The sequence below is a fragment of the Streptomyces sp. NPDC001933 genome, assembly GCF_042890955.1.
Taxonomy (GTDB): domain Bacteria; phylum Actinomycetota; class Actinomycetes; order Streptomycetales; family Streptomycetaceae; genus Streptomyces.
Genome location: NZ_JBIASS010000001.1, coordinates 1,048,807 through 1,072,483, shown reverse-complemented (window position 1 = coordinate 1,072,483; position 23,677 = coordinate 1,048,807). Strand labels below are relative to the sequence as shown.

The 23,677-nt window shown below is 72.1% G+C and carries 20 protein-coding genes, 1 tRNA gene and 1 pseudogene; 9 read left to right on the top strand and 13 right to left on the bottom strand.

Annotated elements, in window-relative coordinates:
* Positions 1-95: 95 nt before the first annotated feature.
* Positions 96-617 carry a MarR family winged helix-turn-helix transcriptional regulator gene (locus ACFYY7_RS04795; RefSeq protein ID WP_388656978.1) on the top strand — a complete coding sequence of 174 codons (522 nt, stop codon included), beginning with the start codon at positions 96-98 and terminating at the stop codon, positions 615-617.
* Positions 618-633: 16 nt separating this feature from the next.
* Here the strand turns inward: ACFYY7_RS04795 and ACFYY7_RS04790 are convergent, their stop codons facing one another.
* From ACFYY7_RS04790 to ACFYY7_RS04770, 5 genes are all read right to left on the bottom strand, one after another.
* Entirely contained in the window at positions 634-1,695 is a 1,062-nt protein-coding gene (locus tag ACFYY7_RS04790; protein ID WP_388656975.1) for an aminotransferase class V-fold PLP-dependent enzyme, read from the bottom strand.
* A gap of 94 nt (positions 1,696-1,789) precedes the next feature.
* The gene (locus ACFYY7_RS04785) at positions 1,790-2,509 is read right to left on the bottom strand and encodes a DsbA family oxidoreductase (RefSeq protein ID WP_388656972.1); all 720 of its coding nucleotides are present in this window, start codon (positions 2,507-2,509) and stop codon (positions 1,790-1,792) included.
* A gap of 653 nt (positions 2,510-3,162) precedes the next feature.
* Positions 3,163-3,678 carry a hypothetical protein gene (locus ACFYY7_RS04780; protein WP_388656970.1) on the bottom strand — a complete coding sequence of 172 codons (516 nt, stop codon included), beginning with the start codon at positions 3,676-3,678 and terminating at the stop codon, positions 3,163-3,165.
* A complete protein-coding gene (locus ACFYY7_RS04775; RefSeq protein WP_388656967.1) occupies positions 3,678-4,289 on the bottom strand; it encodes a DUF1349 domain-containing protein in 612 nt (203 codons plus the stop codon). The genes ACFYY7_RS04780 and ACFYY7_RS04775 overlap by 1 nt, the downstream gene beginning before the upstream one ends.
* Entirely contained in the window at positions 4,286-5,806 is a 1,521-nt protein-coding gene (locus ACFYY7_RS04770) for an aldehyde dehydrogenase (NADP(+)) (RefSeq protein ID WP_388656964.1), read from the bottom strand. The genes ACFYY7_RS04775 and ACFYY7_RS04770 overlap by 4 nt, the downstream gene beginning before the upstream one ends.
* A 208-nt stretch (positions 5,807-6,014) precedes the next feature.
* On the opposite strand from ACFYY7_RS04770, the gene ACFYY7_RS04765 reads away from it, so the two are divergent.
* From ACFYY7_RS04765 to ACFYY7_RS04750, 4 genes are all read left to right on the top strand, one after another.
* Positions 6,015-6,785, top strand: a complete 771-nt coding sequence (locus ACFYY7_RS04765) for an IclR family transcriptional regulator (protein WP_266736428.1) — start codon at positions 6,015-6,017, stop codon at positions 6,783-6,785.
* Between the two features lie 2 nt (positions 6,786-6,787).
* On the top strand, positions 6,788-7,261 hold the full coding sequence (locus tag ACFYY7_RS04760) for a GNAT family N-acetyltransferase (protein ID WP_388656961.1): 474 nt from the start codon (positions 6,788-6,790) through the stop codon (positions 7,259-7,261).
* Positions 7,262-7,372: 111 nt separating this feature from the next.
* Positions 7,373-8,824, top strand: a complete 1,452-nt coding sequence (locus tag ACFYY7_RS04755; RefSeq protein WP_388656958.1) for a peptidoglycan D,D-transpeptidase FtsI family protein — start codon at positions 7,373-7,375, stop codon at positions 8,822-8,824.
* Positions 8,825-8,995: 171 nt separating this feature from the next.
* Complete coding sequence (locus ACFYY7_RS04750; protein ID WP_388657127.1) at positions 8,996-10,225, top strand: MFS transporter; 1,230 nt, start codon at positions 8,996-8,998, stop codon at positions 10,223-10,225.
* On the opposite strand, the gene ACFYY7_RS04745 is transcribed toward ACFYY7_RS04750, so the two are convergent.
* Together ACFYY7_RS04745 and ACFYY7_RS04740 are read right to left on the bottom strand one after the other, a co-directional pair.
* Positions 10,208-11,386, bottom strand: coding sequence for a hypothetical protein (locus ACFYY7_RS04745; RefSeq protein WP_388656955.1), 1,179 nt, complete (start codon positions 11,384-11,386; stop codon positions 10,208-10,210). The two genes, ACFYY7_RS04750 and ACFYY7_RS04745, sit on opposite strands and share 18 nt — an antisense overlap.
* The gene (locus ACFYY7_RS04740) at positions 11,383-12,342 is read right to left on the bottom strand and encodes a 5-dehydro-4-deoxyglucarate dehydratase (RefSeq protein WP_388656952.1); all 960 of its coding nucleotides are present in this window, start codon (positions 12,340-12,342) and stop codon (positions 11,383-11,385) included. Before ACFYY7_RS04740 ends, ACFYY7_RS04745 begins: the two co-directional genes overlap by 4 nt.
* Before the next feature lie 247 nt (positions 12,343-12,589).
* On the opposite strand from ACFYY7_RS04740, the gene ACFYY7_RS04735 reads away from it, so the two are divergent.
* The 3 genes and pseudogenes from ACFYY7_RS04735 to ACFYY7_RS04725 all read left to right on the top strand — a co-directional run bounded on the left by ACFYY7_RS04735 (position 12,590) and on the right by ACFYY7_RS04725 (position 15,063).
* Positions 12,590-13,399 carry an NAD-dependent epimerase/dehydratase family protein gene (locus ACFYY7_RS04735; protein ID WP_388656949.1) on the top strand — a complete coding sequence of 270 codons (810 nt, stop codon included), beginning with the start codon at positions 12,590-12,592 and terminating at the stop codon, positions 13,397-13,399.
* A gap of 92 nt (positions 13,400-13,491) precedes the next feature.
* Positions 13,492-13,710, top strand: a pseudogene (locus ACFYY7_RS04730) (hypothetical protein).
* 147 nt (positions 13,711-13,857) lie between these two features.
* Entirely contained in the window at positions 13,858-15,063 is a 1,206-nt protein-coding gene (locus tag ACFYY7_RS04725; protein WP_388656946.1) for a TerD family protein, read from the top strand.
* A 117-nt stretch (positions 15,064-15,180) separates the two neighbouring features.
* Here ACFYY7_RS04725 and ACFYY7_RS04720 read toward each other — a convergent pair whose 3' ends face one another.
* The 5 genes from ACFYY7_RS04720 to ACFYY7_RS04700 form a co-directional block, all read right to left on the bottom strand.
* A complete protein-coding gene (locus ACFYY7_RS04720; protein ID WP_037711258.1) occupies positions 15,181-15,411 on the bottom strand; it encodes a hypothetical protein in 231 nt (76 codons plus the stop codon).
* A gap of 78 nt (positions 15,412-15,489) precedes the next feature.
* Positions 15,490-17,070, bottom strand: coding sequence for a TROVE domain-containing protein (locus ACFYY7_RS04715; protein ID WP_388656943.1), 1,581 nt, complete (start codon positions 17,068-17,070; stop codon positions 15,490-15,492).
* A 356-nt stretch (positions 17,071-17,426) separates the two neighbouring features.
* Positions 17,427-17,496 (bottom strand) — tRNA-Ile (locus tag ACFYY7_RS04710).
* A 97-nt stretch (positions 17,497-17,593) separates the two neighbouring features.
* Positions 17,594-19,066 carry an alkaline phosphatase PhoX gene (locus ACFYY7_RS04705; RefSeq protein WP_388656940.1) on the bottom strand — a complete coding sequence of 491 codons (1,473 nt, stop codon included), beginning with the start codon at positions 19,064-19,066 and terminating at the stop codon, positions 17,594-17,596.
* A gap of 225 nt (positions 19,067-19,291) precedes the next feature.
* Positions 19,292-20,755, bottom strand: a complete 1,464-nt coding sequence (locus ACFYY7_RS04700; RefSeq protein WP_388656937.1) for a hypothetical protein — start codon at positions 20,753-20,755, stop codon at positions 19,292-19,294.
* Positions 20,756-21,055: 300 nt separating this feature from the next.
* Here ACFYY7_RS04700 and ACFYY7_RS04695 point away from each other — a divergent pair, with 300 nt between their 5' ends.
* The gene (locus ACFYY7_RS04695) at positions 21,056-22,912 is read left to right on the top strand and encodes an endonuclease/exonuclease/phosphatase family protein (protein WP_388656934.1); all 1,857 of its coding nucleotides are present in this window, start codon (positions 21,056-21,058) and stop codon (positions 22,910-22,912) included.
* Positions 22,913-22,920: 8 nt separating this feature from the next.
* On the opposite strand, the gene ACFYY7_RS04690 is transcribed toward ACFYY7_RS04695, so the two are convergent.
* Complete coding sequence (locus ACFYY7_RS04690) at positions 22,921-23,634, bottom strand: antibiotic biosynthesis monooxygenase (RefSeq protein WP_388656931.1); 714 nt, start codon at positions 23,632-23,634, stop codon at positions 22,921-22,923.
* Positions 23,635-23,677: the final 43 nt, after the last annotated feature.

Below are 23,677 nucleotides of genomic sequence, written 5' to 3'. Positions count from 1 at the left end.
TGTAACCCATTACTTGGCCGACCAATGTAAAGTGTGCGGAAAGCCGCTGGAACCCGGCATCGGATCCGGGCCGGGGCGACGCCCGAGGAGCTCCCATGAAGGCCGGATCAGCCGGACCCGCAGACCCCGCCTGTCCCGGCCCGCCGAGCGCGGCCCTCGGCGGCCCCGTCAGCCACGCCCTCTCCCGGGTCGCCCGGCTGCACCGGACCGCCGCGGGCAGGCTGCTCAAGGGGCTCGGGCTCTACCCGGGCCAGGAGTTCCTGATGATGTGCCTGTGGGACGCCGGTGCGGTGCGTCAGGCCGAGCTGATCAAGGCCGTCGACCTCGATCCGTCCACCGTCACCAAGATGCTCCAGCGGCTCGAACAGAGCGGCCACGTGTGCCGCCGCCCCGACCCGGACGACCGCCGGGCCGTCCTGGTCGAGGCCACCGACGAGAGCTGCGCACTGCACTCCGACGTCCAGCGGGCCTGGGTGGAGCTGGAGGACCACACCCTCGCCGGTCTCGAACCCGCCGAACGCGAGGAGCTGACCCGGCTGCTCGCCAAGGTCGAGGCGAACCTCTGCCGGGAAGCCGGGGAGTGCGGGGAGGCCGGGGACTGCCCCGGGCCCGGCTGATCCCCGGCGGGCGGCGTCAGCCGGCGAGCACGTCCAGGGCCCGGTCCACATCGGCCTCCGTGTTGTACAGGTGGAAGGCCGCACGCAGGCTCCCCGCCCGGTTCGAGACCACCACCCCGGCCCGCGCGAGCTCCGGCTCCCGCGCGCCGAGGCCGGGCACGGCCACGATCGCCGACTCCCCCGGCACCGCCTCGTGCCCCAGCCCGGCCAGCCCCGCCCGCATACGGGCCGCGAGCCCGGTGGCATGGGCGTGGACGGCCTCCACACCGACCTCGTTCAGCAGCGCGAGGGACTGCTCGGCACCGTGGTACGAAAGGAAGGCGGGCGGTTCGTCGTAGCGGCGCGCGGTCCGGGAGAGCTGCCCGACCGGGCCGTACGTGCTGTTCCAGGGGTCCTCGGCGGCGTACATGCCGGCGAAGACCGGCGGCAGGGTCCGCTGCGCCTCCTCGGTGACGGTGAGGAACGACGCGCCGCGCGGGCAGAGCAGGAACTTGAAGCCGCCGGTGACGGTGTAGTCGTAGTCCCCGGCGTCCAGCGGCAGCCAGCCGGCCGACTGGGTGGCGTCGAGCAGCGTCCGGGCACCATGGGTGCCGGCCGCCGCCCGTACCGCCTTCAGGTCGGCGATCCGGCCGTTGGACGACTGCACGGAGGAGAGGGCGACGAGCGCGGTGTCCGGCCCCACCGCGTCGGCCAGCCGGTCCAGCGGGGCGTAGCGCATGCTGAGGTCGCCGCGGACCGCGAAGGGGCTGACGACGGAGCTGAACTCGCCCTCCGGCGCCAGGACTTCGGCCCCCGGCGGCAGCGCTGCGGCGATCAGCCCGACGTGCACGGAGACCGAGCTGCCGACGGCGACCCGGTCGGCGTCGACCCCGCAGAGCCGGGCGAAGCCGGACCGGGCCGCTTCCACCGCTTCGAAGTCGCCGGAATCGGCCCGGCTGCCGGAGCCGACCGCCTCGGCGAGCGTCCGCACCGCCGCCACGGTCCGCCGGGGCAGCAGCCCGCAGGTGGAGGTGTTGAGGTAGGTCGTACTCGGTGCGAACTCGGCGTTCACCGCACGGCTGAGCGAAGTAGTCTCCATGCGCCCAGCCTGCGGCCCCCTCACCTCCTGGTCAATCACGAAGAGTTGAGGGGAACACCCGAGCAATGCTCATGCGTGCCGCCGGGGACGGGCCTCAGGCGCTGCCACCGGCCTGCGGGACCTCGCAGGCGCCGTCCGCGTCGCACGCCGCGGCGTCCTGGCCGATCGCGGTGAGCGGGCGGTCCTTCCACGCCTGCTCCAGCGCCTGGGCGAAGACCTCGGCGGGCTGGCCGCCGGAGATGCCGTAACGCCGGTCGAGCACGAAGAACGGCACCGCGTTGGCGCCCAGCTCGGACGCCTCCCGCTCGTCGGCCCGCACCTCGGCCGCGTACGCCTCCGGGTCGGCGAGCACGGCGCGCGCCTCGTCGGCGTCGAGCCCGGCCTCGACGGCCAGCTCGACCAGTACACCGGCGTCGTAGACGGACCGCTCCTCGGCGAAGTTCGCCCGGTAGGCGAGGTTCAGCAGCTCGTCCTGGCGGCCGCGGGCCTTGGCCAGGTGGAGCAGCCGGTGGATGTCGAAGGTGTTGCCGTGGTCACGGCCCTCGGCGAGATAGCCGAGCCCCTCGGCCTGCGCGTTGGCCGCGACGTTCGCCTCCATGGCCTGAGCCTCTTCGCGGGTGCGCCCGTACTTCTGCGCCAGCATGTCGATGACCTGCGCGGTGTCGCCCTTGGCGCGCCCGGGGTCCAGCTCGAAGGACCGGTGCACGACCTCGACCTGGTCGCGGTGGGCGAACCCCGCCAGGCCCTTCTCGAAGCGGGCCTTCCCGATGTAGCACCAGGGGCAGGCGATGTCGCTCCAGATCTCGACGCGCATTCTCTTCTTCTCTCCGTGTCCTCGTACGTACCGCTCAGGGCGCGGAGCCACCCTCCGCTCCCGTCCACAACACGGGAGCGGACTTCCTCATTCCCCGGCCGGGGAATCGGCCCGCAACGGCCCGTCGCGTCGAGCGTCACGTTCGCCGCGCCAGGTGTGGTGGCGCCGCCACTGGTGGGGGGTCGTCGCAGCCGCGTAGGATCCGGTCGGCCTTGAAAGGACCTGTCGGCCCTGCCCGGGCGTGGAGGCTGCGAGGAAGCTCTCGATGCCTTCAACTCGCGTCAGCCACCACGCACTTCGGGCAGGAACGGTCACAAATCCCATAGGGGGACCGAGTTGTGGGTTCAGCACTCCCGACAATCATTGTCGTGTTCTTCCTCGTCGCGCTGGCGGCATGGATCATCTCCGCAGTGGTGGGCGGCCGGAAGAACAACAGCGATGGCGGCGGGGGCGGCAACTGATCCGTGCGGAGGCGGCAACTGATCCCTTATGAGCCGGGTACGCGCTGTCCATGGCGCAGGGGACGTGGAGTCGGACTGTTCCGGATGGGCCGTGGGGCCGAAGGGCATCCCGGCTCGCCCTTGCCGGCCCGTTGAGCAGCGGCGGCCGACACAGCTGCGTGTCGGCCGCCCGGCCTGCGGCTCTCCCCGTTGTCACTCCCCGTCGTCGAGCTCGACGATCGGCCGGTCGGCGACCACGGCGACCAGGATCATCGGCGCGTCGCCGTCGCACTGGTTGAGGGAGACCGCGACCCAGCGGCCGTCCACCGGCCCCCACACCCGCAGATCCCCGCGACAGTCCGCGTCGCACAGGGCCCGGTACAGCGGCGGCAGGGGCTCACCCGCGAGGTCACGGAAGATCGGCACCCGCATGCCCACCGCACGGTGCGCGCCCCATCGGCGGTCCAACTCGCCCACGAGATCGGCGAGATGGCCTGATGCGGCCTCCTCGGCCTCCTCCCACTCGCGTTCGTACACGCCCACGAGGTCACCGCTCTCCCAGAGCGGCACGATGCGGAAGCCCTCGCCGGCGGTCGCGGACCACTCCCCGGTGTCCGGCTCCCCCTCGTCGACCGTCGGGCCCGTGGCGGGTACGGGCCCGGCGAGCAGCGCCTCGATGTCGGACACCGCACGGCCGGCCTTGAAGGTCTCCCCCGTCCGGACGGTCATCAGCTTCCGTCCCGCAGGTCGTCCGGACCCGTCGTGCGGAACGCGATCCGGTCGAAGGACGCCTCGCAGCCCTCGCCCGTCGGTGACTGGACCAGGAAGCCGACCGTGGCGTCGGCCGCGCGTTCCGGCTCGCCGAGGGCGAAGACGCGGACGAAGGTCCACTTCTCGCCGTCGGTGGAGGCGTGGAAGGCGAACGCGTTGCCCGTGCGGCTCAGGCGCAGCCAGCAGCTGTCGCCGTCCACGGTGAAGGAGTTGACGTCGTCGGAGTGGCCGCGGGTGACGACCGTGCAGACGGTGGGGCGGTCCGGGGAGAGTTCCAGGCAGATCTTGGCCCACTCCCTCTCCCCGACGTGGAGGTAGAGCACCCCGGCGTCGAAGGCGGCTTCGAAGCCGACCCGCACCCGGGCGATCAGCTGGAAGTCGCCCCTGGGCGCGGGGCCGAGGAGGCGGGGGGCGTCGCTCGCGGAGTCCAGGGCTTCGCCGCCCGGCGGTACGAAGCGGTCCTGGCGGGCGCCGGCGCGGCCGGTGAGAGTGCCGTTCTCGTACACCCAGTCGCCGCCGGGGCCGAACTCGTCGAGCCCGAAGGGGAGTTCGGGGAGGTGCGGGGTCATGCGCGGCGCCCGTCCACTCGGCGGGGAAGGCCCTGGGGGTTGTCCTCGCGGAGCTCCGGCGGGAGCAGTGCCTCGGGAGTGGTCTGGTAGGTGACCGGGCGCAGCCAGCGTTCGATCGCGGTGGCGCCGACCGAGGTGGAGGTGGAGGTGGAGGACGGGTAGGGGCCGCCGTGGTGCTGGGCGGGGGCGACGGCGACGCCGGTCGGCCAGCCGTTGACGAGGACCCGGCCGGCCAGCGGGGTGAGGGCCGCGAGGAGTGCGGGGGCGTCGGCGTCGGCGCCGTCCGTGGCGGTGTGGAGGGTGGCGGTGAGGTTGCCGGGGAGCCGGGAGAGCACGGCGGTGATCTCGTCGTGGGAGGTGTAGCGGGCGACGACGGTGACGGGGCCGAAGCACTCCTCCAGGAGTTCGTCGTGCGGGCCCTCGGCGGCGAGGAGGTGCGCCGGTACGGTGAGGAAACCGGCCGAGACGGTGTGGTCGCCGCCCGCGCCGGGGGTGACCGGGGCCTGGACGCCGGGGAGTCCGGCCCGCTTCCGTACGCCCGCGAGGAAGGCGTCACGCATCCGGTGGTCGAGCAGGACCGCGGCCTCGGTGTCGCTGACCGCGGCGGTCAGGGACTCCAGCAGCCGGTCGCCCGCCTCGCCGGCCGGGACCAGGACGAAGCCGGGCTTGGTGCAGAACTGGCCCGCCCCCATGGTCATCGAGGCGCCGAGCCCGGCACCGATCTCCTCGGGGCGCTCGGCGGCGGCCGCCCCGGTGACGACGACGGGGTTGAGGGAGCCCAGCTCGCCGTGGAAGGGGATGGGGCGGGGGCGGGCCGCCGCGGCGTCGAACAGGGCGCGGCCGCCGCGTACCGAACCGGTGAACCCGGCGGCGGAGACCAGCGGGTGCCCGATCAGCCCGACGCCGGCGTCGAAGCCGTGCACCAGGGTCAGCACGTCCTCGGGCAGGCCGGCCTTGACCGCCGCCCTGCGCAGTACGGAGGCGCACAGTTCGGAGGTGGCGGGGTGGTCGGGGTGCGCCTTGACGACGACGGGGCAGCCGGCCGCCAGCGCGCTCGCGGTGTCACCGCCGGGGACGGAGAAGGCGAGCGGGAAGTTGCTGGCCGCGTAGACGGCGACGACGCCGAGCGGGATCTTGTAGCGGCGCAGATCGGGCCAGGGCGGGGTCCGGTCGGCGTCCGCGTGGTCGATGTGGATGTCGAGGAAGGCACCCTCGTCGACGACCTCCGCGAAGGCCCGCAACTGGGCGGCGGTGCGGGCGAGTTCACCGCTCAGCCGGGCCGGCCCCAGCGCGGTCTCGGCGTCGGCCGCCTCGATGACGTGCTCCCCGGCCTCGGTGAGCAGATCGGCCGCGATGCGCAGGAAGGCGGCGCGCACGGTGCGGTCGGCGAGCGATTCACGTACCGCGTGGGCGGCCCGGACCGCACGGTCGACCTCCTCCGCTGTAGCCTCCACCGCAACCTGCTCGCGCGGGTTCCCGGTGCGGGGGTCGACGCTCCAGACTGGTGCTGCTGCCACCGTGATTCCTTCCACTCCACTGCCGCACATGTCAGAAGTTGTTCGGTATTCTGAACAGAGTTCCTGATCGTGAATATGCAGCGACTCTATTTCCGGGCGTTCAATGTTGGCAAGAAGCCACCGGGTTCCGGAAGTCGTCCGGTTCAAGCAGTCGTCGGGTGCAAGAAGTCTCAGGGTTTCGCAAGTGGGCTGGAAAGGGCGTAGGGCGATGTCGGTTGCCGAATCTGGTGGGGCACAGGTCAAGTCCGCCGTACGGACGGTGGAGCTGCTCGAATACTTCGCGGGGCGGCCGGGCATGCATTCGCTCGCCGCGGTGCAGGAGGCCGTCGGCTATCCCAAGTCCAGCCTGTACATGCTGCTGCGCACGCTGGTGGAGCTGGGCTGGGTGGAGACCGACGCGACGGGCACGCGGTACGGGATCGGCGTGCGGGCCCTGCTGGTGGGCACCTCGTACATCGACGGCGACGAGGTCGTCGCGGCCGCCCGGCCCACCCTGGACCGGCTCTCCGACGACACCACGGAGACCATCCACCTGGCCCGGCTCGACGGGACGAACGTGGTGTACCTCGCCACCCGGCAGTCCCAGCACTATCTGCGCCCCTTCACCCGCGTCGGCCGCCGGCTGCCCGCCCACTCCACCTCGCTGGGCAAGGCGCTGCTCGCCACCCACAGCGACGAGCAGGTCCGCAAGCTGCTCCCCGAGACGCTGCCCGCGCTGACCGAGCACACCATCACCGACCGCGAGAAGCTCATCGAGGAGCTGCACACCGTCCGCGAGCAGGGCTACGCGGTGGACCGCGAGGAGAACACCCTCGGACTGCGCTGCTTCGGCGTCGCCGTCCCGTACCGCACCCCCGCCCGCGACGCCATCAGCTGCTCGGTGCCGGTCGCCCGGCTCACGCCCGCGCACGAACAGATGGTGAAGGACGCGCTGTTCGACGCCCGGGACCGCCTCACGCTCGCCACCCGGAGGCTCTGACCGTGCGCATCGCCCTTCGCGAGGTCCGGGCGGACGACCTTCCCCTGTTCTTCGCGTTCATGTCCGACCCGGAATCGGTCAGGACGGCCGGCTTCACCAGCGAGGACCCCGCCGACCGGTGTGCCTTCGACGCCCACTGGCAGCGCCTCCTGGCCGACGGCTCCGTCGTGATCCGCACGGTGCTCGCGGACGGGGCGGTGGTCGGCAGCACCGGGGTGTACGGACCTGCGGGCGACCGCCAGGTCACCTACTGGATCGACCGGGCGCTGTGGGGCCGCGGGCTGGCCACCGCCGCGCTGTCGGCGCTGCTCGACGTCGTGCCCGAACGCCCGCTGCACGCACGTGCGGCGGCCGACAACACCGGTTCGCGCCGGGTGCTGGAGAAGTGCGGGTTCACCGTCACCGGCACGGACCACGGGTACGCCCACGCCCGCGGCGAGGAGACCGACGAGCTGCTGTTCACCCTGTCCGGATGACCGGACGGCGGTCCGCCGCCGTACCGGGGCACGCCGGTCGGGTATGAGAAACCGGTGAGAATCGACGCATTCGGGAACGGTGCGCGGCGTCCCGCTCGTCGTCCGGGCGGGATGAACAGAGCAATCAGGCGAACCTCGGTCTTCTGCCTGCTGCTGGTTCTCGCCCTGATGGGGCGGGCGACCTGGCTGCAGGCGTACCAGGCGAAGGCGCTCGCGGAAAACGACCACAACCGGCGGAAAACCATCGCGCAGTACGCGCAGCCGCTCGGCGACATCATCGTGGCCGGGAACCCGGTCACCGGATCGAAGAGGACGGAGGGCGGTGACCTCGCGTACAAACGCACCTACACACAGGGCGAGCTCTACTCGGCCGTCACCGGCTACAGCTCGCAGGCGTACGGCGCCACGCAGCTCGAAGGGATCTACAGCCATGTGCTGGACGGCACCGACGACCGGCTGAAGGACCCGCTGGACGCGTTGACGCGCAAGCAGGCGGCACCGGGCAACGTCCTGACGACGATCGACCCGGACGTGCAGAAGGCCGCGTACGAGGCGCTCGGTGACGACAAGGGGGCGGCAGTCGCGATCGACCCGAAGACCGGCCGCATCCTGGGCATGGTCTCCACCCCCTCGTACGACCCGTCGACAATCAGCGGGACGGCGGACGGCGAGGCCTGGCAGAAGCTGCTCGACGACGAGGACAAGCCGATGGTCAACCGTGCGCTGCGGCAGCCGCTGGCGCCCGGTTCGACGTTCAAGCTGGTGGTGGCGGCCGCGGCGCTGGAGGACGGGCTGTACGGATCGGTCGACGAGCGCACCGAAAGCCCCAATCCGTACACGCTGCCCGACACCAGCACCGTCCTGAGCAACGAGAATCCCTCGGCGCCCTGCGAGAACGCCACGCTGCGCACCGCGCTCCAGTACTCCTGCAACAACGTCTTCGCGAAGGCCGCCGTCGACCTCGGCCAGGACAAGGTCAGGGCGATGGCGGAGAAGTTCGGCTTCAACACCGACAAGCTCGATGTGCCGGTACGGGCGTCGGAAAGCGTCTACCCGACCGGCATGGACCGCCCGCAGACGGCGCTCACCGGCATCGGTCAGTTCGAGGTCACCGCGACGCCGTTGCAGATGGCCATGGTCTCGGCCACCCTCGCCAACGACGGCGAACTCGCCGCACCGCACATGGTGTCCGCCGTGACCGACTCCAAGAACAACCCGCTCCAGGAGTTCGCGGACGGGGACACCGAGCGGGTCGTCTCCGAGTCCACCGCCGAGCAGCTGCGCAGCGCCATGGTGACCGTCGTCGAGGAGGGCACCGGCACCAACGCCCAAATCGCCGGGGTCGAGGTGGGCGGGAAGACCGGCACCGCGCAGAACGGCGTGGGCAACAGCAAGAGCCCGTACGCCTGGTTCACCTCGTACGCGAAGGACGCGTCCACCGGCAAGGAGGTCGCGGTCGCCGTGGTCGTCGAGGACTCGGGCGCGGCGCGCTCCGAGGTCAGCGGCAACGGCCTGGCGGCGCCGATCGCCCAGAAGATGATGAAGGCGGCGCTGGCGGGCTGACGGACGGGCGGGAGCCGTCCGCCCGGCCGTCCGGCATCTGCCCTAGGCCGACGGGGGACTGCCTCCCTCGCCGGAACCGCGATAGGGCATCCTCCCGATGCCGCCGGGCCCCCTCGGTCAGCAGCCTTGTCCCATGACGAAGGCGCTGGTCGGGAGGGTGCGGTGGGTACGGTGACGGGGTCGGCGACGGTGCGGGTGCTGCGGGACCGTACGGCGGGGCTGTTCCTGGCGGCGGTCGTCGTCTCGGGTTTCGGGACCTCCGCGATGTGGCTCGCGGCCGGGGTCTGGGTCAAGTCGCTGACCGGGTCGGACAGTCTGGCGGCGCTCGCCGTGTTCGCCATGTGGCTGCCGGTGCTGGTCGGGCCGGCGCTCGGCACGGTCGCCGACCGGCTCCCGGGGAAGAAGCTTCTCGTCGGGTCGAATCTCGTCATGGCGGGGCTGCTCGCCTCGTTGACGGCGGTGGACTCGGCCGACCGGGTCTGGCTCCTGTTCGCCGTGCTCGTCATGTACGGAGCGAGTTTCGTGCTGATGGACGCGGCCGAGTCGGCGCTGGTCGCCGGGGCCGTCGACGCCCGGCTGCTGGGTGATTTCAACGGGCTGCGGATGATGGCGGGCGAGGGCATGAAACTGCTGGCGCCGCTGGCGGGTGCCGGGCTGTACGCGCGGTTCGGGGGCGGGGCCGTGGCGTTGCTGGACGCGGCGTCGTTCGTGCTGGCGGCCGGGGTCTGCGCGCTGCTGCCGGCCCCGGAGCGGGCGGCGGCCCGGACCGGTCGGCGGGGAGAACTCACCGCGGGCGTACGGCAGGTGTGGGGTTCGCCGGTGCTGCGGCCGCTGGTGCTGGCGGGATCGGTGACGATGCTGTGCGCGGGGCTCAACGGGGCCGCGCTCTACGCCGTCGTGGACGACTCCCTGGGGCACTCCCCCACGTACGCGGGAGTGCTGTACGCGGTGCAGGGCGCCGGGTCCGTCGCGGTCGGGCTGCTGGCCGGTCCGCTGCTCCGGCGGCTGCCGGAGCGGGTGTTCACGGCGGCCGGGATCGCGCTGTTCGCGGTCGCCGTGGGGGCGCGGGCGCTGCCGTACGACGCGGTGGCGCTGGCGGCGAGCGCGGCCGTCGGGGTCGGGCTGCCGTGTGTGCTGATCGCCGCGATGACGGCGGTGCAGCGGGAGACCCCGCCGTCCGTGCTGGGCCGCACCGCCGCGACGGCCAACACGCTGCTGATGGTGCCGAACGCGGTGGCCCTGGCGCTCGGCGCGGGTCTGATCGCGCTGGTGGACATCCGGGTGCTGCTGCCACTGGTCGGCGCGGCGGCACTCGCCACCGCGGCCCTGCTGGTGAAGGGCCGGCGGGGAAGGCTGACGGACTCCCCCACCGGCCCGGCTCATTCACCGGCCGAGGCGTGAGAGCGCTCCGGCGACGGCGCGAAGGTCGGGGACCGAGGCCAGTCCAGCATGGTACAGCCGCAGCTGGCCGGCGCCGAGCGACGCGGCGTGCGCGGCGTCCCGCTCCAGCGTGGCGGGGCTGCCGCCCATCCCCGTGACCACGGAGAAGTTGGCCGCGAGCACCCCGTCACGGCCGGCGAACGGGCCGAACACGGCCTCGCGCGCCGCGTCGTCGCCGGTGCAGGGCAGCACCACACCGTCCGCCACGGAGAGGATGTGCTCCGGGTCGACACCGACGTTCGCACCGGTGCGGTGGGGCTCGGGGTCGGCGTGCAGCAGCACCTGGAACCCCGGCTCCGCCGCCGCCCGCACGGCGGCGACCGCCGATTCCTGGAGCGTACGGGCGACCTTGCCGCGCCACTGGAGGGTGGCGGCGGCGAGGTCGGCGCCGAGGAGCTTCTCGATGCCCGCCCGCCCGGTCTCCGGGGAGCCGGCACCGGCCCAGGCCGGTTCCAGCGCACCGCGTACGGCCGCGGCCAGGGCGTCGGGGTCCAGGCCGTGTCCGGCGTAGCCGGTCCGGCAGTCGGGGCAGAAGCAGAGCGACATCAGATACTGCGCCGCGTCCCCGAGACCGACGCCCGCGATCTTGTCGTGGGCGTACAGATGCGCGAAGCCGTACCAGCCGCAGGACTCCAGCTCGGTGCCGCGCGCACCGCCGCGCACCGCGGCCTCCGCCGCCAGGGCGGTCAGGTACTCGCGGACCCCGGCCCCGGCGATGCACGGCGCCCAGGGGTAGCGGTCGCCGTACGCGTTGACCACGGAGGTGTCCGGATGTTCGGCGCCCAGCCGGGAGTTGTGCGCCAGGACCACCCAGGTGTGGACCTCCAGACCGGCGGCGGCGAGGGCCTCGGCGGCCTCGGCGAACGGATCGTCCGAGGCCACCCAGGACTGTTCGTAGGGGCGGAGCGGGCGCCCCGCCCACCGGGTGGCGTCCGGCGGGTAGAGCACCGCGGCGTGCTCGGCGGTGACGATGCGGTGTCCGGGGTGGCGCGGGGTCAGCGCCCGGGTGGAGTGGTAGGCGGCGGCGAGCGTCACCTGCTGGACCCCCAGGTCCGCGACGCGGGCGGCCGCGTCCGGGTCGCCGATCACGTCCCAGGGGTAGAGGAAGGCCGAGGTCTTCACCCGCGCCGCTCCTGCCCGTACTTCTCCAGCAGGGCCCGGCCGCGCGCGATGATCGCGGCGAGCTCCTCGACGTGGGCGGCGGGCGGCTCGGTGAGCGGGGTGCGGACCTCGCCGACGTCCAGGCCGCCCAGCCGGACCCCGGCCTTGACGAGCGAGACGGCGTAGCCGCGGCCCTTGGCGCGCAGCTCGACGAGCGGCCGGTAGAAGTGGTCGAGGAGCGCGCCCGTCAGTTCCTCGTCGCCGGTCTCCAGCGCACGGTAGAAGGCCAGCGCGATGTCGGGCGCGAAGGCGAAGACGGCGGAGGAGTAGAGAGCGACGCCGATGCCCCGGTAGGCCGGGCCGGTGAGTTCGGCGGTGGGCAGTCCGTTGAAGTACAGGAAGTCGCTGCCCGGCAGTTCGGTGCGCACGGCGCTGACGATGCGCTGCATCAGGTCGAGGTCGCCGTAGCCGTCCTTCAGGCCGATGATGCCGGGCGTCGCGGCCAGTGCGACGACGGTGGCAGGGGTGAAGACTGCGTTGTCGCGCTGGTAGACGATCGTCTCCAGCGAGGTGGCCGCGGCGAGCGCGGTGTAGTGGCCCAGCAGCCCCTCCTGGTCGGCGACGACGAGATACGGGGGCATGGCGAGGAGCCCGTCCGCGCCCGCTTCCCCGGCGAGCTCCGCGTACTGGATCGCGAGCGCCGTGCCGTACCCGGCCCCCGCGACGACGGGCACCTCTCCGGCGGTCTCCTCGACGGCCGCGGCGACGACGCGGCGGAACTCCTGGGGCGTGAGCGCGTGGAACTCACCGGTGCCGCAGCAGGCGAAGACCGCCGCCGCCCCGGCGTCGACCCCGGCGCGCACATGCGCGCGGAAGGCATCGAGGTCGACGGCGCCGTCCGGTCCGTACGCGGTGACGGGGAAGAAGAGCGGCCCGGCGACACGGCCGAGTCGGGCGGCAAGAGGGGCTGAGGTCACTGGCGCTCCCTGAGCGGGTTCAGGCGTGCACAATTATGATCTGCGTCCATATTCATGAACGCCCACACGCTAAGGCAGCCGCCCGGCGCAGGTCAAGGAGGGGAACGCCCCTGGTGGCCGCCCCTGAGGGCGGAGCCTGCGGCTCCGTGCGAGCGGCGCCACGCCCCGCCCGCGCACTTGACTCCGCACCCCGGGACTTCTTAGCTAGTCCACGCATATGAATGCCGTCCATGGAGGAGATCCGCGCATGCCTGCTCCCCGCACCGTCCTGCTCACCGGTGCCGCCGGCGGCCTCGGCACCCTGATGCGCGGACTCCTGCCCGCGTACGGCTACGGGCTCCGCCTCCTGGACGTCGTCCCCGTCGAGGGCGAGCCGGACGCGATCGCCGCCGACCTCGGCGACCGGGAGGCGCTGCGCGAGGCCGTGCGGGGCGTCGACGCGGTCGTCCATCTCGCGGGCATCTCCCTGGAGGCCTCCTTCGACAAGATCCTCAGGGCGAACATCGAGGGCACGTACAACCTCTACGAGGCCGCCCGCGAGGAGGGCGTGCGGCGCATCGTCTTCGCCTCCTCCAACCATGTGCTCGGCTACACCCCGCGCCCGCTGCCCGGCGACCCGCTGATCCCCGTCGGTGCCCCGCGCCGCCCCGACACCTTCTACGGACTGTCCAAGTCGTTCGGGGAGGACCTCGCCCAGCTGTACTGGGACCGGCACGGAATGGAGACCGTCTCGGTACGCATCGGCTCCTGTTTCCCCGAGCCGACCTCGGTGCGGATGCTCTCGGTCTGGATGAGCCCCGCGGACGGCGCCCGGCTCTTCCACGCCGCGCTCACCGCCGAGGACGTCGGGCACACCGTCGTGCACGGCTCGTCCGGCAACACCCGGCTGTGGTGGGACCTGACGACGGCCCGCGCACTGGGGTACGAGCCGCAGGACGACTCCGAGCCGTACGCGGCCCGGCTCATCGCCGAGCAGGGCGAACTGGACCCGGCCAACCCCGACCATGCCCACCTCGGAGGTCACTTCTGCACCAACCCGCCCATCTGGCCGCGCTGACAGGGGCAGGGTCGGCCAGTGGGCCGGAGGGAGCCCGGGGGCCACGAAAACCGTGCGACACGGCGCCCGCACGACGGGCAGGATGCGGAGCCATGCCGAGACCTTCCGGATTCCTGTACGAGCAGCACGGCGACGCGAGCGTCACCATCACCCACCACGGCCGCCCCGCGGGCACCCTGCGCGGCGGGAGGGCGGAGAAGTTCCTGGCCGAGGTGGGGTAGGGCGACGCGCAACTGGCGATGGCCCGCTGGACGGGGGCGTACAAGCACGGCAACGAGCGCACCGCCCGCAACCACCCCCGCAACCGCTGACGGACCGGCGAACGCAACCGACGGGCGCGGCAGACGAGCGCGGCCTGCGGGGCACGGCGAAGGCAAGCCGCACAGCAGGGGCAAAAGGTGCACTGCGAAGGCAAAAGGTAAGGGAACGGCAAAGCGAGGTCGTTCGTTACCCCGAGCATGACCGCTATGACCCCCGGCTCGAACATCCCTCTCTCCGCCGCCCGCGTGGCAGTGGACGTCTCCGCACCGGTGCGGCTCGACGTTTCGGGCCTGCTGCTCACCGCAGACGGCAAGGTGCGCTCCGACGACGACTTCATCTTCTACAACCAGCCCAGCGGCCCCGGTGTGACCTACCGCTCCGGCGGCGGCACCGCACCGGACGCGATCGTGGTGGACACCAGCGCGGTCCCGCCCGGCATCGAGAAGATCGTCGTCACGGCAAGCCCGGACGCTGCGGGCCAGACCTTCCAGGGCATCGAGCCCACCGCGACCGTGCGCAACGCCGACGACGGCAGCGCGCTCGCCACGTTCACCCCGCCCCGGCTGGGCGCCGAGACGGCGCTCGTGGTCATCGAGGTCTATCTCCGCAACGGCGCCTGGAAGGCCCGCGCGGTCGGCCAGGGCTATGCGAACGGGCTGGCCGGCATCGCCACGGACTTCGGCGTCTCGGTCGAGGAGGAGCCCACCCCGGCACCCGTGGCGCCCCCGGCACCCGCCGCCGCCCCGGTCGACCCCCGGATCGTCGCACCCCCGGTCCCCTCTGCCCCGCCGGCCCCGCCCACCCCGGCGCCCGCACCCGCCACCGGGAAGATCAACCTCGACAAGGGGCGGGTCAGCCTCCAGAAGAACCAGACGGTGTCCCTGGTCAAGGGTGGCCGGCCGCTGCTCTCCCAGGTCAAGATGGGTCTGGGCTGGGAGCCCGCGTTCCGGGGCAAGGACATCGACCTCGACGCCTCCGTGATCGCCTACGGCCCCAACCGGAACCACCTGGACAGCTGCTACTTCGGCAAGCTCTCCATCCTGAACGGCGCGATCAAGCACTCGGGCGACAACCTCACGGGCGAGGGCGCGGGTGACGACGAGGTGATCGTCGTGGACCTGGGCCGGATCCCGGCGGAGGCGACCGGTCTGGTCTTCACGGTCAATTCGTTCACCGGCCAGAAGTTCACCGAGGTCGCCAAGGCCTACTGCCGACTGATCGACGCGGCCACCGGCGAGGAGCTGGTCCGCTTCGACCTGACCGGCGCCGAGCCGCAGACCGGCGTGATGATGGCCAAGCTGATCAAGCAGTTCTCCGGCGAGTGGGAGATGACGGCGATGGGCGACTTCGTGAAGTCGCGCACCGTCCGCGGCATGGTGAAGCCCGCCGCCCAGGCGCTGTAAGCGCGGCAGCGGGCTCCGGAAACGGATTCAGGGGCACCTGTCGGGTGCAGGTGCCCCTGAATACGGAGAGCGTGACGGGAAAAAACGGACGCGCCGCGCGCGTGCTCGCCGCCTCTCTCAGAGCTTGGTCAGCTTGGAGTACGGGCTCAGGATCCTCCCCTGCCGCCCCGAGAAGTCGATGAGTACCGCGTCGTTGTCGCCCTCGACCGCGAGGACGCGGCCGAGTCCGAACTGATCGTGCGACACCCTGTCGCCCACATCGAACAATTCGACCGGTGGGGCCGCCTGGGCCGGGCGGTTGAAGGGACTGGAGGGCAGGTGGCGCCGGGATCCGGCTGACTGTTTCATTACCTTGAGTATGCGCCCTGGGGACGCCCGACGCCATGCCCGTTCACCGCAGGGGCCCCACTGATACCGGATTTGTGATCAGCGGATCCAGGGCCAGTCCGCGTCCCGGCCCGCTTCCAGCAGCGGCACCATGCGGAACGCGGCGTCCGAAAGCCCCCCGAAGGTGTGGCGCATCCCGTCGCCCGAGGGGGCGTGTCCGACCCGGTACCCGGCCAGGTTCCAGGTGTAGACGGGCACGGTGTCGGGCACCGCCGCGGTGGCGTCCGCGGCGTACGAGAACGACGCCTGCTCGTCGGTGACGATCAGCACCCGGTCATGGCCCCGGTAGTGCCGGCGCACCGCCGCCGCGGTGTTGGTGCCGCCGAGGTCGCCGAAGCGCTCCAGGACCTTCAGCACGGACTCGCTCCGGCGATATGCCACCGGTGCGCTGTCCGTACCGAACTGCACCAGATCGGCATCGGCCGCCCGCAGTGCCAGCGCCGTGCCGAAGATCGCGGCCGCGTCGGCCCGGTTGAGCTGCGAGCGGTCCGAGAGCGGCGACCACATCGAGCCCGAGCGGTCGACCAGGACCAGCGTCCGCCCCGGCAGGGCGGGCACGTTGTCCAGCGAGTGGCCGAGCGCCTGCTCCAGCGGGTGGGCCCAGCGCAGCGAGGGCGCGTGCTGGTAGGCGGCGAGGTAGCGGAACGGGAACTGCTGGGACGCGGCGACCGCGGCCGGGTCGCAGATCCGCTCCGCCACCCGCGCGGCGACCTCGTCCGACACGCCAGCCTCGTCGAAGTTGCGCAGGTTGCGGATGAGCGCCATCGCGCCCATCGACGGGATCATCGCTTCCCAGGCGGTGGCGTCCATCGGCCCCTGCAGCCAGCCCGCCAGGGCCTCCCAGGTCATGCCCGCGGCGGCCAGCCGGTCCGCCCCGCCGGCGCCCTCGACCACGGCCCGCCGCTCCCCGACGGGCAGCTCCATCAGCGCGCGGTGGGCGTTCAGGACCCGGTCCGAGACCGGCACCACGGCCGCCTCGGGGTGGTGGCGGCGGTCGAGGGCGTACCGGAACAGCTCGCCCTGCCACGGCTTCTGCGGGTCGGGCGAGGCGTGCACCAGGTTCAGGATGTCGCCGAAGCGATAGCCCTTGGAGGCGGTGTCGTACTTCAGCAGCGACCTGCCGTTGTAGAGCCGGCGCACGGCGTCGGCGATGCCGCGCTTGACCGGCTTGGGCACGGCCCGGCCGTAGCGGGAGGTCCAGTACCCGAGGAGTTCCCCGGGCTCGTCGGCGCGCAGCAGGACGGAGTCGACGACCTGGCGGTTGGACGGTCCGTCCTCGGCGCCCGCGTCCAGCCGCGCCTTCACGTACTCGGCGGCGCCGACGATCGAGGCGGTACGCATCCGGCCGTCGCGGCGCAGCCAGTGCAGCAGGCCGGCGGTCCACTCGGGATCGCCGACGGCGAGCACCCGCACCAGTTCGGCGAAGCGCTCGTCGCGCTGCTCGCCGTCCTCGTAGAAGGTCTGCTGCGAAACGAAATTGGCGACCGCGAGCAGGAAGAGCTCGGAGCGGTTGTCGCGCAGATATCCCCGGCCGCCCTGATGGGTCGGCGCGGTGCGCCCGGTCGTCCGCACGGGCGAGGTGGCGCGGGGCCCGGTGGTGCGGGTGTTGAAGCGTGCCATGAGAATTCCCCCGAATTCATTGGGGGAGGGCACAGCGGAAAAGGGTGCCCGAGATCAGGAGTCGGCGACGGGCTTACTGATGCTCTACCCGATTGAGCTACCGGCCGTGGCCGGGCGGGACTCGAACCCGCAACCCTCAGTTCAATGGAAGTATCCGTCGCCTGCGCACCGGGCACCCCCCGGCGTCTGTGCCTCCCGAGATCAGAGTCGGCGGCGGCGGGTTCGTGAGAGGAAGTAGCCGCAGCCTGCGCACCGGGAGGTGCCATGCAGTCGTGCTGATGAAGTTGTGGTGCCCAGAGTTCAAGGTCGGCGGAACCGACGAAGGTGCTCTGCCGACTGAGCTACACCGGACCGAAATCCGGTGGCGGGACTCGAACCCGCGACATCCCCATTATCAGTGGAAGTAGGTCCTGCCTGCGCACCTGGGCACGGACAGGACTCTAGAGGGATGCCCGGCCGGCGCGCGAGGGAATTACGCGCGCCGAGCTGATAGGGCCATTGCCGGAAATCCGGCGACGGGCCGTCAGCCGCGGTTCGGCTGGCGCTTCCACGGGCCGGTGATGGCGAGCATGATGCCCGGCGTCTGGATGTTGGCGTACAGCGTCCTGCCGTCGGGCGAGAACGTGACACCGGTGAACTCGCTGTACTCCGGCTCCTCCTCGCTGCCGATGTTCAGCTCGTTGCGCGCGATGGGGTAGGTGCGGCCGCTCTCGGTCGCGCCGAAGAGGTGCTGGATGCCCTCGCCGTCCTCGGAGATGACCAGGCCGCCGTAGGGCGAGACGGTGATGTTGTCCGGGCCGTCGAACGCGCCGTCCTTCGACGGGTCGGCGTTCACGCCGAGGAGCACCTTCAGCGTCAGGGTGCGGCGCTTGGGGTCGTAGAACCAGACCTGGCCGTCGTGCTGGACGGGGCTCTCGGAGCGGGCGAACGAGGAGACGATGTAGGCGCCGCCGTCGCCCCACCACATGCCTTCGAGCTTGCGGGCCCGGGTGATCTCGCCGTCGGCGAACTGCTTGCGCACCGAGAGGGACTTGGCGTCACGGTCGGGTACGTCGACCCAGTCCACGCCGTACACCGTGCCGATCTTCGTGGCGCGGGACAGGTCGTCGACGAACTTGCCGTTGCTGTCGAAGCACTTGGTGGCCTGGAGGACACCGGCGTCGTCGGCGAGCGTGCGCAGCTTGCCGCGGCCGTGCCGGAAGCCGTGCGGCGGGCCCCAGCGGTAGAGCAGTCCGTTGGGGCCGGAGGCGTCCTCGGTCAGGTAGGCGTGGCCCTGCTTGGGGTCGATGACGACGGCCTCGTGGGCGTACCGGCCGAACGCCTTGATCGGGTGCGGGTCACGGTTGGCGCGCCGGTCGTACGGGTCGACCTCGAAGACATAGCCGTGGTCCTTGAGCAGGCCGTTCTTGCCGGCCTTGTCCTCGGTCTCCTCGCAGGTGAGCCAGGTGCCCCACGGGGTGGCGCCACCGGCGCAGTTGGTGGAGGTGCCGGCGATGCCGACCCACTCGGCGGTACGGCCGTCGCGGCGGGTCTCCACGACGGTGCAGCCGCCGGCCGCGACCGGGTCGTAGACGAGGCCCTCGGTGAGCGGCACCGGGTGCTCCCAGCCGGCCCGGGTACCGCTGAGCTCGTGGTTGTTGACGAGCAGGGTGACACCGCGCGGGCCCTCGAAGGTGGCCGTGCCGTCGTGGTTGGAGGGGGTGAACTCGCCGCTCTCCAGCTTGGTGACCCCGCAGTGGGTGATGACCTGGTACGAGAAGCCGGCGGGGAGCGCGAGTATGCCCTCGGGGTCGGCGACCAGCGGCCCGTAGCCGGGCTCGCGGTCGTGGCCGTGGCCGTGGTCGTGACCGTGGCCGTCGTGGCCGTGCCCGTGCTTCGGGTCCCCGGCGGCGAGGGCGCCCGGCGCGGTGGCCAGTGCGGCGACGGTACCGGTCAGCGCGATGCCTGCACCGGTGAGGGCGGACTGCTTGGTGAATTCCCTGCGCGTGATGGGCATCACGTACTCCTGGGGCGACTGGGCGGGTTGTTGGCGCGCCCACAGTCGCGCCCTTGTGCCAACGCCAGTTGAACTGCGGGCGACGCCGAGGAGCATCCTTCCTGTGCAGTTGGCCTGAAGCGATGTCCCGAAGTCGCCGTCCACCCCGGACCGGGCCGCTCGCGCCGCCCGTGCGGTACCCGGCCGGGGCCGAGCCCCCGCCCCCGTGCCGTACCCGACCGGAGGTCAGGCCCTCTTGCGCGACCGGGCCTTGAACGCTGCCTTGCGGGCCTCCTTGGCCTTCTTCTTGTCGCTGTGCAGCCGTCCCATCGCTTCGAGGACGTCGGCGGTCGCCGGGTGCGCCACCCGCCACGCCTCGTCGAAGAAGCCGCTGTGCTGGCCCGCCAGGCCCTCGACCAGGCCCTGGAGCTCGTCCAGGTCGCCGTCGGTCTCCAACTGGGCCGCGATCGTGTCGATGGCGAGCCAGAAGATCATCGGCTCCGGCGGTGCGGGGACGTCGGCGGCACCCAGCTCCGCGAGCCAGACCCGGGCGAGGCCGCCCAGCTCGGGGTCGTCCAGCACCGCGCGCACCGCGGGCTCCGCCTCCGCGCCGACCAGGGCGAGGGCCTGCTGGCAGTGCAGCCGGCGCAGCGGTGCCTGCTGGTCCGTGCCGCGGGACGCTGCCAGGAGTTCGGCCGCCGCGCCGTCCGCACCGCCGCGCCGGGCGAGCCACAGCTCGACCTCGCTGCGGGCCGCCGCCTCGGGGTAGTACGCGACCCCGCCGAGCAGCGCGTCGGCGCCCTTGTCCGCGAAGTCGCCGATCGCCGGGGCGTCCACCCCGGCCTCCAGCATCCGGCTCCGCAGGCCGTAGAGGCCGAGGGGGGTCAGCTTCACCATTCCGTACCGGGTGACGTCCTCGTCGTCGGCCGGCGGGGCGGCGTCCTCGCCCTCCTCGAACAGCAACGCCTCGTCCACCGGGCGGTATTCGACGATGCCGATGGGTTCGAGGACCCGGAACTGGTCGTCCAGGCGCATCATCGCCTCGGACACCTGTTCAAGGATGTCGTCGGTGGGTTCGCCCATGTCGTCGGGGACGATCACCGACGCGGCGAGGGCGGGCAGCGGTACGGGGGCCGGGTCCGTGCCGCCGTGGCCGTCCCCGACGGTGAGCAGGTACAGATTTCCGAGGACTCCGTCGAGGAACTCCGCCTCGACCTCCGGGTCCCAGTCCAGGGATTCGAAGTCGATCGAGCCGTCCTCACCGACGAGATCGGCGAGGTCGTCGAAGACGGGCGCGGTGGCGTCGGCGTGGACGGCCTCCAGGCCGTCGAGCCAGATCGACAGGACGTCCTTCGGTGAACCACCGGTGACAAGCGCCAGGGCCTCACCGGCGGTCGCGGTCCCCTCCGCGTCCGGTCCGGCGTCCTCGCCGGGGTCCTCGACGTCGACGAGCCCCGCGTCGACCGCGAGCCGCCACGCCTCGCTCGCCTCCGCCGCCCCGTCCTCGTCGGCCGCCAGGCCGATGTGCTCGGCCGCCGCGGGCAGTTGGGCGTCGACGAGCTCGCCACCGGCGCCGACCCGGGTCTCCGGGCCCGCCCAGCGGGCGAGCCGGACGGCGCGGGCGAGCAGCGGCGCGGCGAGCGCGTCCCGAGCCAGCTCGGCCTCGGTGCGCAGCCGTACGGGCGGCAGGGTGGGGCGCTCTGCGGACATCAGGTGGTTCTCCTCGGGGACGTACGGATCGGGCGTACCGGACGTGCGGACCGGGCGGACCGGGCCTACGGGCCGGACGTACGGATCAGGCGTCCGCACATACGGACCGGACGTACGGACCGGGCATGCTGCACGTACGGATCGGGCGGCCCAAGCGTAGACGTATTTCGCCCCATGCCGCCCGGTTCATGCAACGGACAGTGGCAGTACACCCGGCAGACCTTGACAACTCCCTTGCGCACACAAGAGATTGACGCGCGTAGATCTCCGTCCCGACCCTCGATACCCCCGGAGCCCGTGATGCCTGCCGCATCGTCCAGAACCACCGCTGTCTCCGCCGTAGTCACCGCCGCCCTCGCCGCCGGTCTGCTCACCGGCGCCGCGACCACCTCCGCGTCCGCCTCCACCGCCGGCCTGCCCGTGGACGGCCAGGTCCGGATCCACGACATCCAGGGCTCCACCCGGATATCCCCGCTCGTCGGCCAGCAGGTCGCCGACGTGGCGGGCATCGTCACGGGTGTGCGGACGTACGGTACGAAGGGCTTCTGGTTCCAGGACCCGAACCCCGACGCCGACCCCGCCACCAGCGAGGGCGTCTTCGTCTACACCGGCTCCGTGCCCACCGTCGCGGTCGGTGACGCGGTCACCGTCTCCGGCACGGTCACCGAGTACGTCCCGGGCGGTCTCGACTCCGGCAACCAGTCGCTGACCGAGATCAGCAAGCCCACCGTCACCGTGGTGTCCTCCGGCAACGCCCTGCCCGCGCCGGTGCGGGTCTCGGAGCGCTCGGTCCCCTCCCGGTACACCCCCGAGGGCGACCCCGCCGCCGGCGGCTCCATCAACGCGCTGACCCTGCGGCCGTCCCGCTACGCCCTCGACTACTACGAGTCGGTCGAAGGCATGAACATCAGCGTCGGCACCTCGCGGGTGGTCGGCGCCACCGACGCGCACGCCGAGCTGTGGGTGACGGTGAAGCCGCGCGAGAACGACGCCCGCCGCGGCGGCACCGTCTACGGCTCGTACGGCTCGCAGAACACCGGACGGCTCCAGATCCAGTCGCTGGTGCCGCTGGCCCAGCAGCCCTTCCCCAAGGCCGACGTGGGCGATGTGCTGACCGGTACGACCGAGGGCCCGCTCGACTTCAACCAGTACGGCGGCTACACGCTGACCGCCCGCACCATGGGCACCGTCACCGGCGAGGGCCTGCGCCGGGAGACCACCCGCAAGCAGCGCGGCGGCGAGCTGGCCGTGGCGACGTACAACGTCGAGAACCTCGACCCCGGCGACCCGCAGGAGAAGTTCGACGCGCTCGCCGCCGCGGTCGTCGACAACCTCGCCTCGCCCGACATCTTGGCGCTGGAGGAGATCCAGGACAACAACGGCGCGAAGAGCGACGGCACGGTCGCCGCCGACGCGACGGTGAAGAAGTTCACCGACGCGATCGTGGCGGCGGGCGGTCCGGCGTACGACTGGCGCTCCATCGACCCGCAGGACAAGAAGGACGGCGGCGAGCCCGGCGGCAACATCCGTCAGGTGTTCCTCTTCAACCCGGAGCGGGTCTCGTTCACCGACCGGGCCGGCGGCGACGCGACGACGGCGACCGATGTCGCCCGGGAGCGGGGCCGCGCCGCCCTCACCCTCTCGCCCGGCCGGATCGACCCGGCGAACCCGGCGTGGGAGAACAGCCGCAAGCCGCTCGCCGGGGAGTTCAGCTTCCGCGGCCGTACGGTCTTCGTCGTCGCCAACCACTTCGCGTCCAAGGGCGGCGACGAGTCCATCTTCTCGGAGCACCAGCCGCCGTCGCGCTCCTCCGAGGTGCAGCGGCACGCGCAGGGCCAGGCGGTCAACACCTTCGTCAAGAAGCTGCTGAGCGTCCAGAAGAACGCGGACGTCCTGGTCGTCGGTGACATCAACGACTTCGAGTTCTCCGGCACGGCCGAGGCCCTGACCGCCGGGCGGGTGCTGTACCCGGCGATCAAGTCCCTGCCGCGCTCGGAGCGTTACAGCTACGTCTACCAGGGCAACAGCCAGGTTCTCGACCAGATCCTGACCAGCCCGTCGATCGACGGCTTCCACTACGACAGCGTGCACATCAACGCCGAGTTCGCCGATCAGAACAGCGACCACGACCCGCAGGTGCTGCGCTTCCGTCCGTAGCGGAGGCCCTACGCGCCCGCGCTCGGCCGGATGCTGAGCGCGGGCGTGTACCGGTTGACCCCGCCGCCGCTCACCCCCGGGTACGACCGCACCCGTTCCCACTGCGGTGTGCCCGACCCGATCCCGGCACCGGGAGCGGCCAGCGCGTCGATGTGGGCGGCCGCGCTCTCCCATTCGGCGTAGTTGAGCACCCGCGTCCCGTCGGTGCTCACGTGGAAGTGGCCGGAGATGCCTCCCGGGGCGGGCGCCGGGTCGGTGCCCAGCGCCTCGAACACGGTGTCCACCCAGTCCCGTTGCCGCGCCTTGTCCGCGCCGTCGAACTCCACGTCGACGATCACGACGCAGCCCGGCTCCCGTCCGTCGCCCTCCCGGGGCTGCGTGGAACGGTAGAGCTCCAGGGTGTGCAGCCCGAGCCGCCGGATGCCCGGCACGGCGGCGTCGACGTCCGCGTTGCGCTCGTCCCTGCCGTGCCGGAAGAAGTCCTGGTACGCCTGTTCACCACTCCACTGGCTGTAATGGAACAGGGTCCTGCCGTCCTCACCGGCGTGGACGGTGTACGAAAGAAGTCCCGGATGCGGCCAGTCCCGGCTCTCCCACGCCTCGCGAATGGCCTCGACCGTCCGCCGCATGCGCTCCGGGGTGCCCGCGTCCCAGGTGCTCGCCTTGACGAGTCCGGCGTCGTTACGGGCAAGATCGGGACCGGATTCGAATCGCACGCTCATGACGGGGCCTCCCTGACGGGCGCACCGGGGTGGCGCGCCGTTG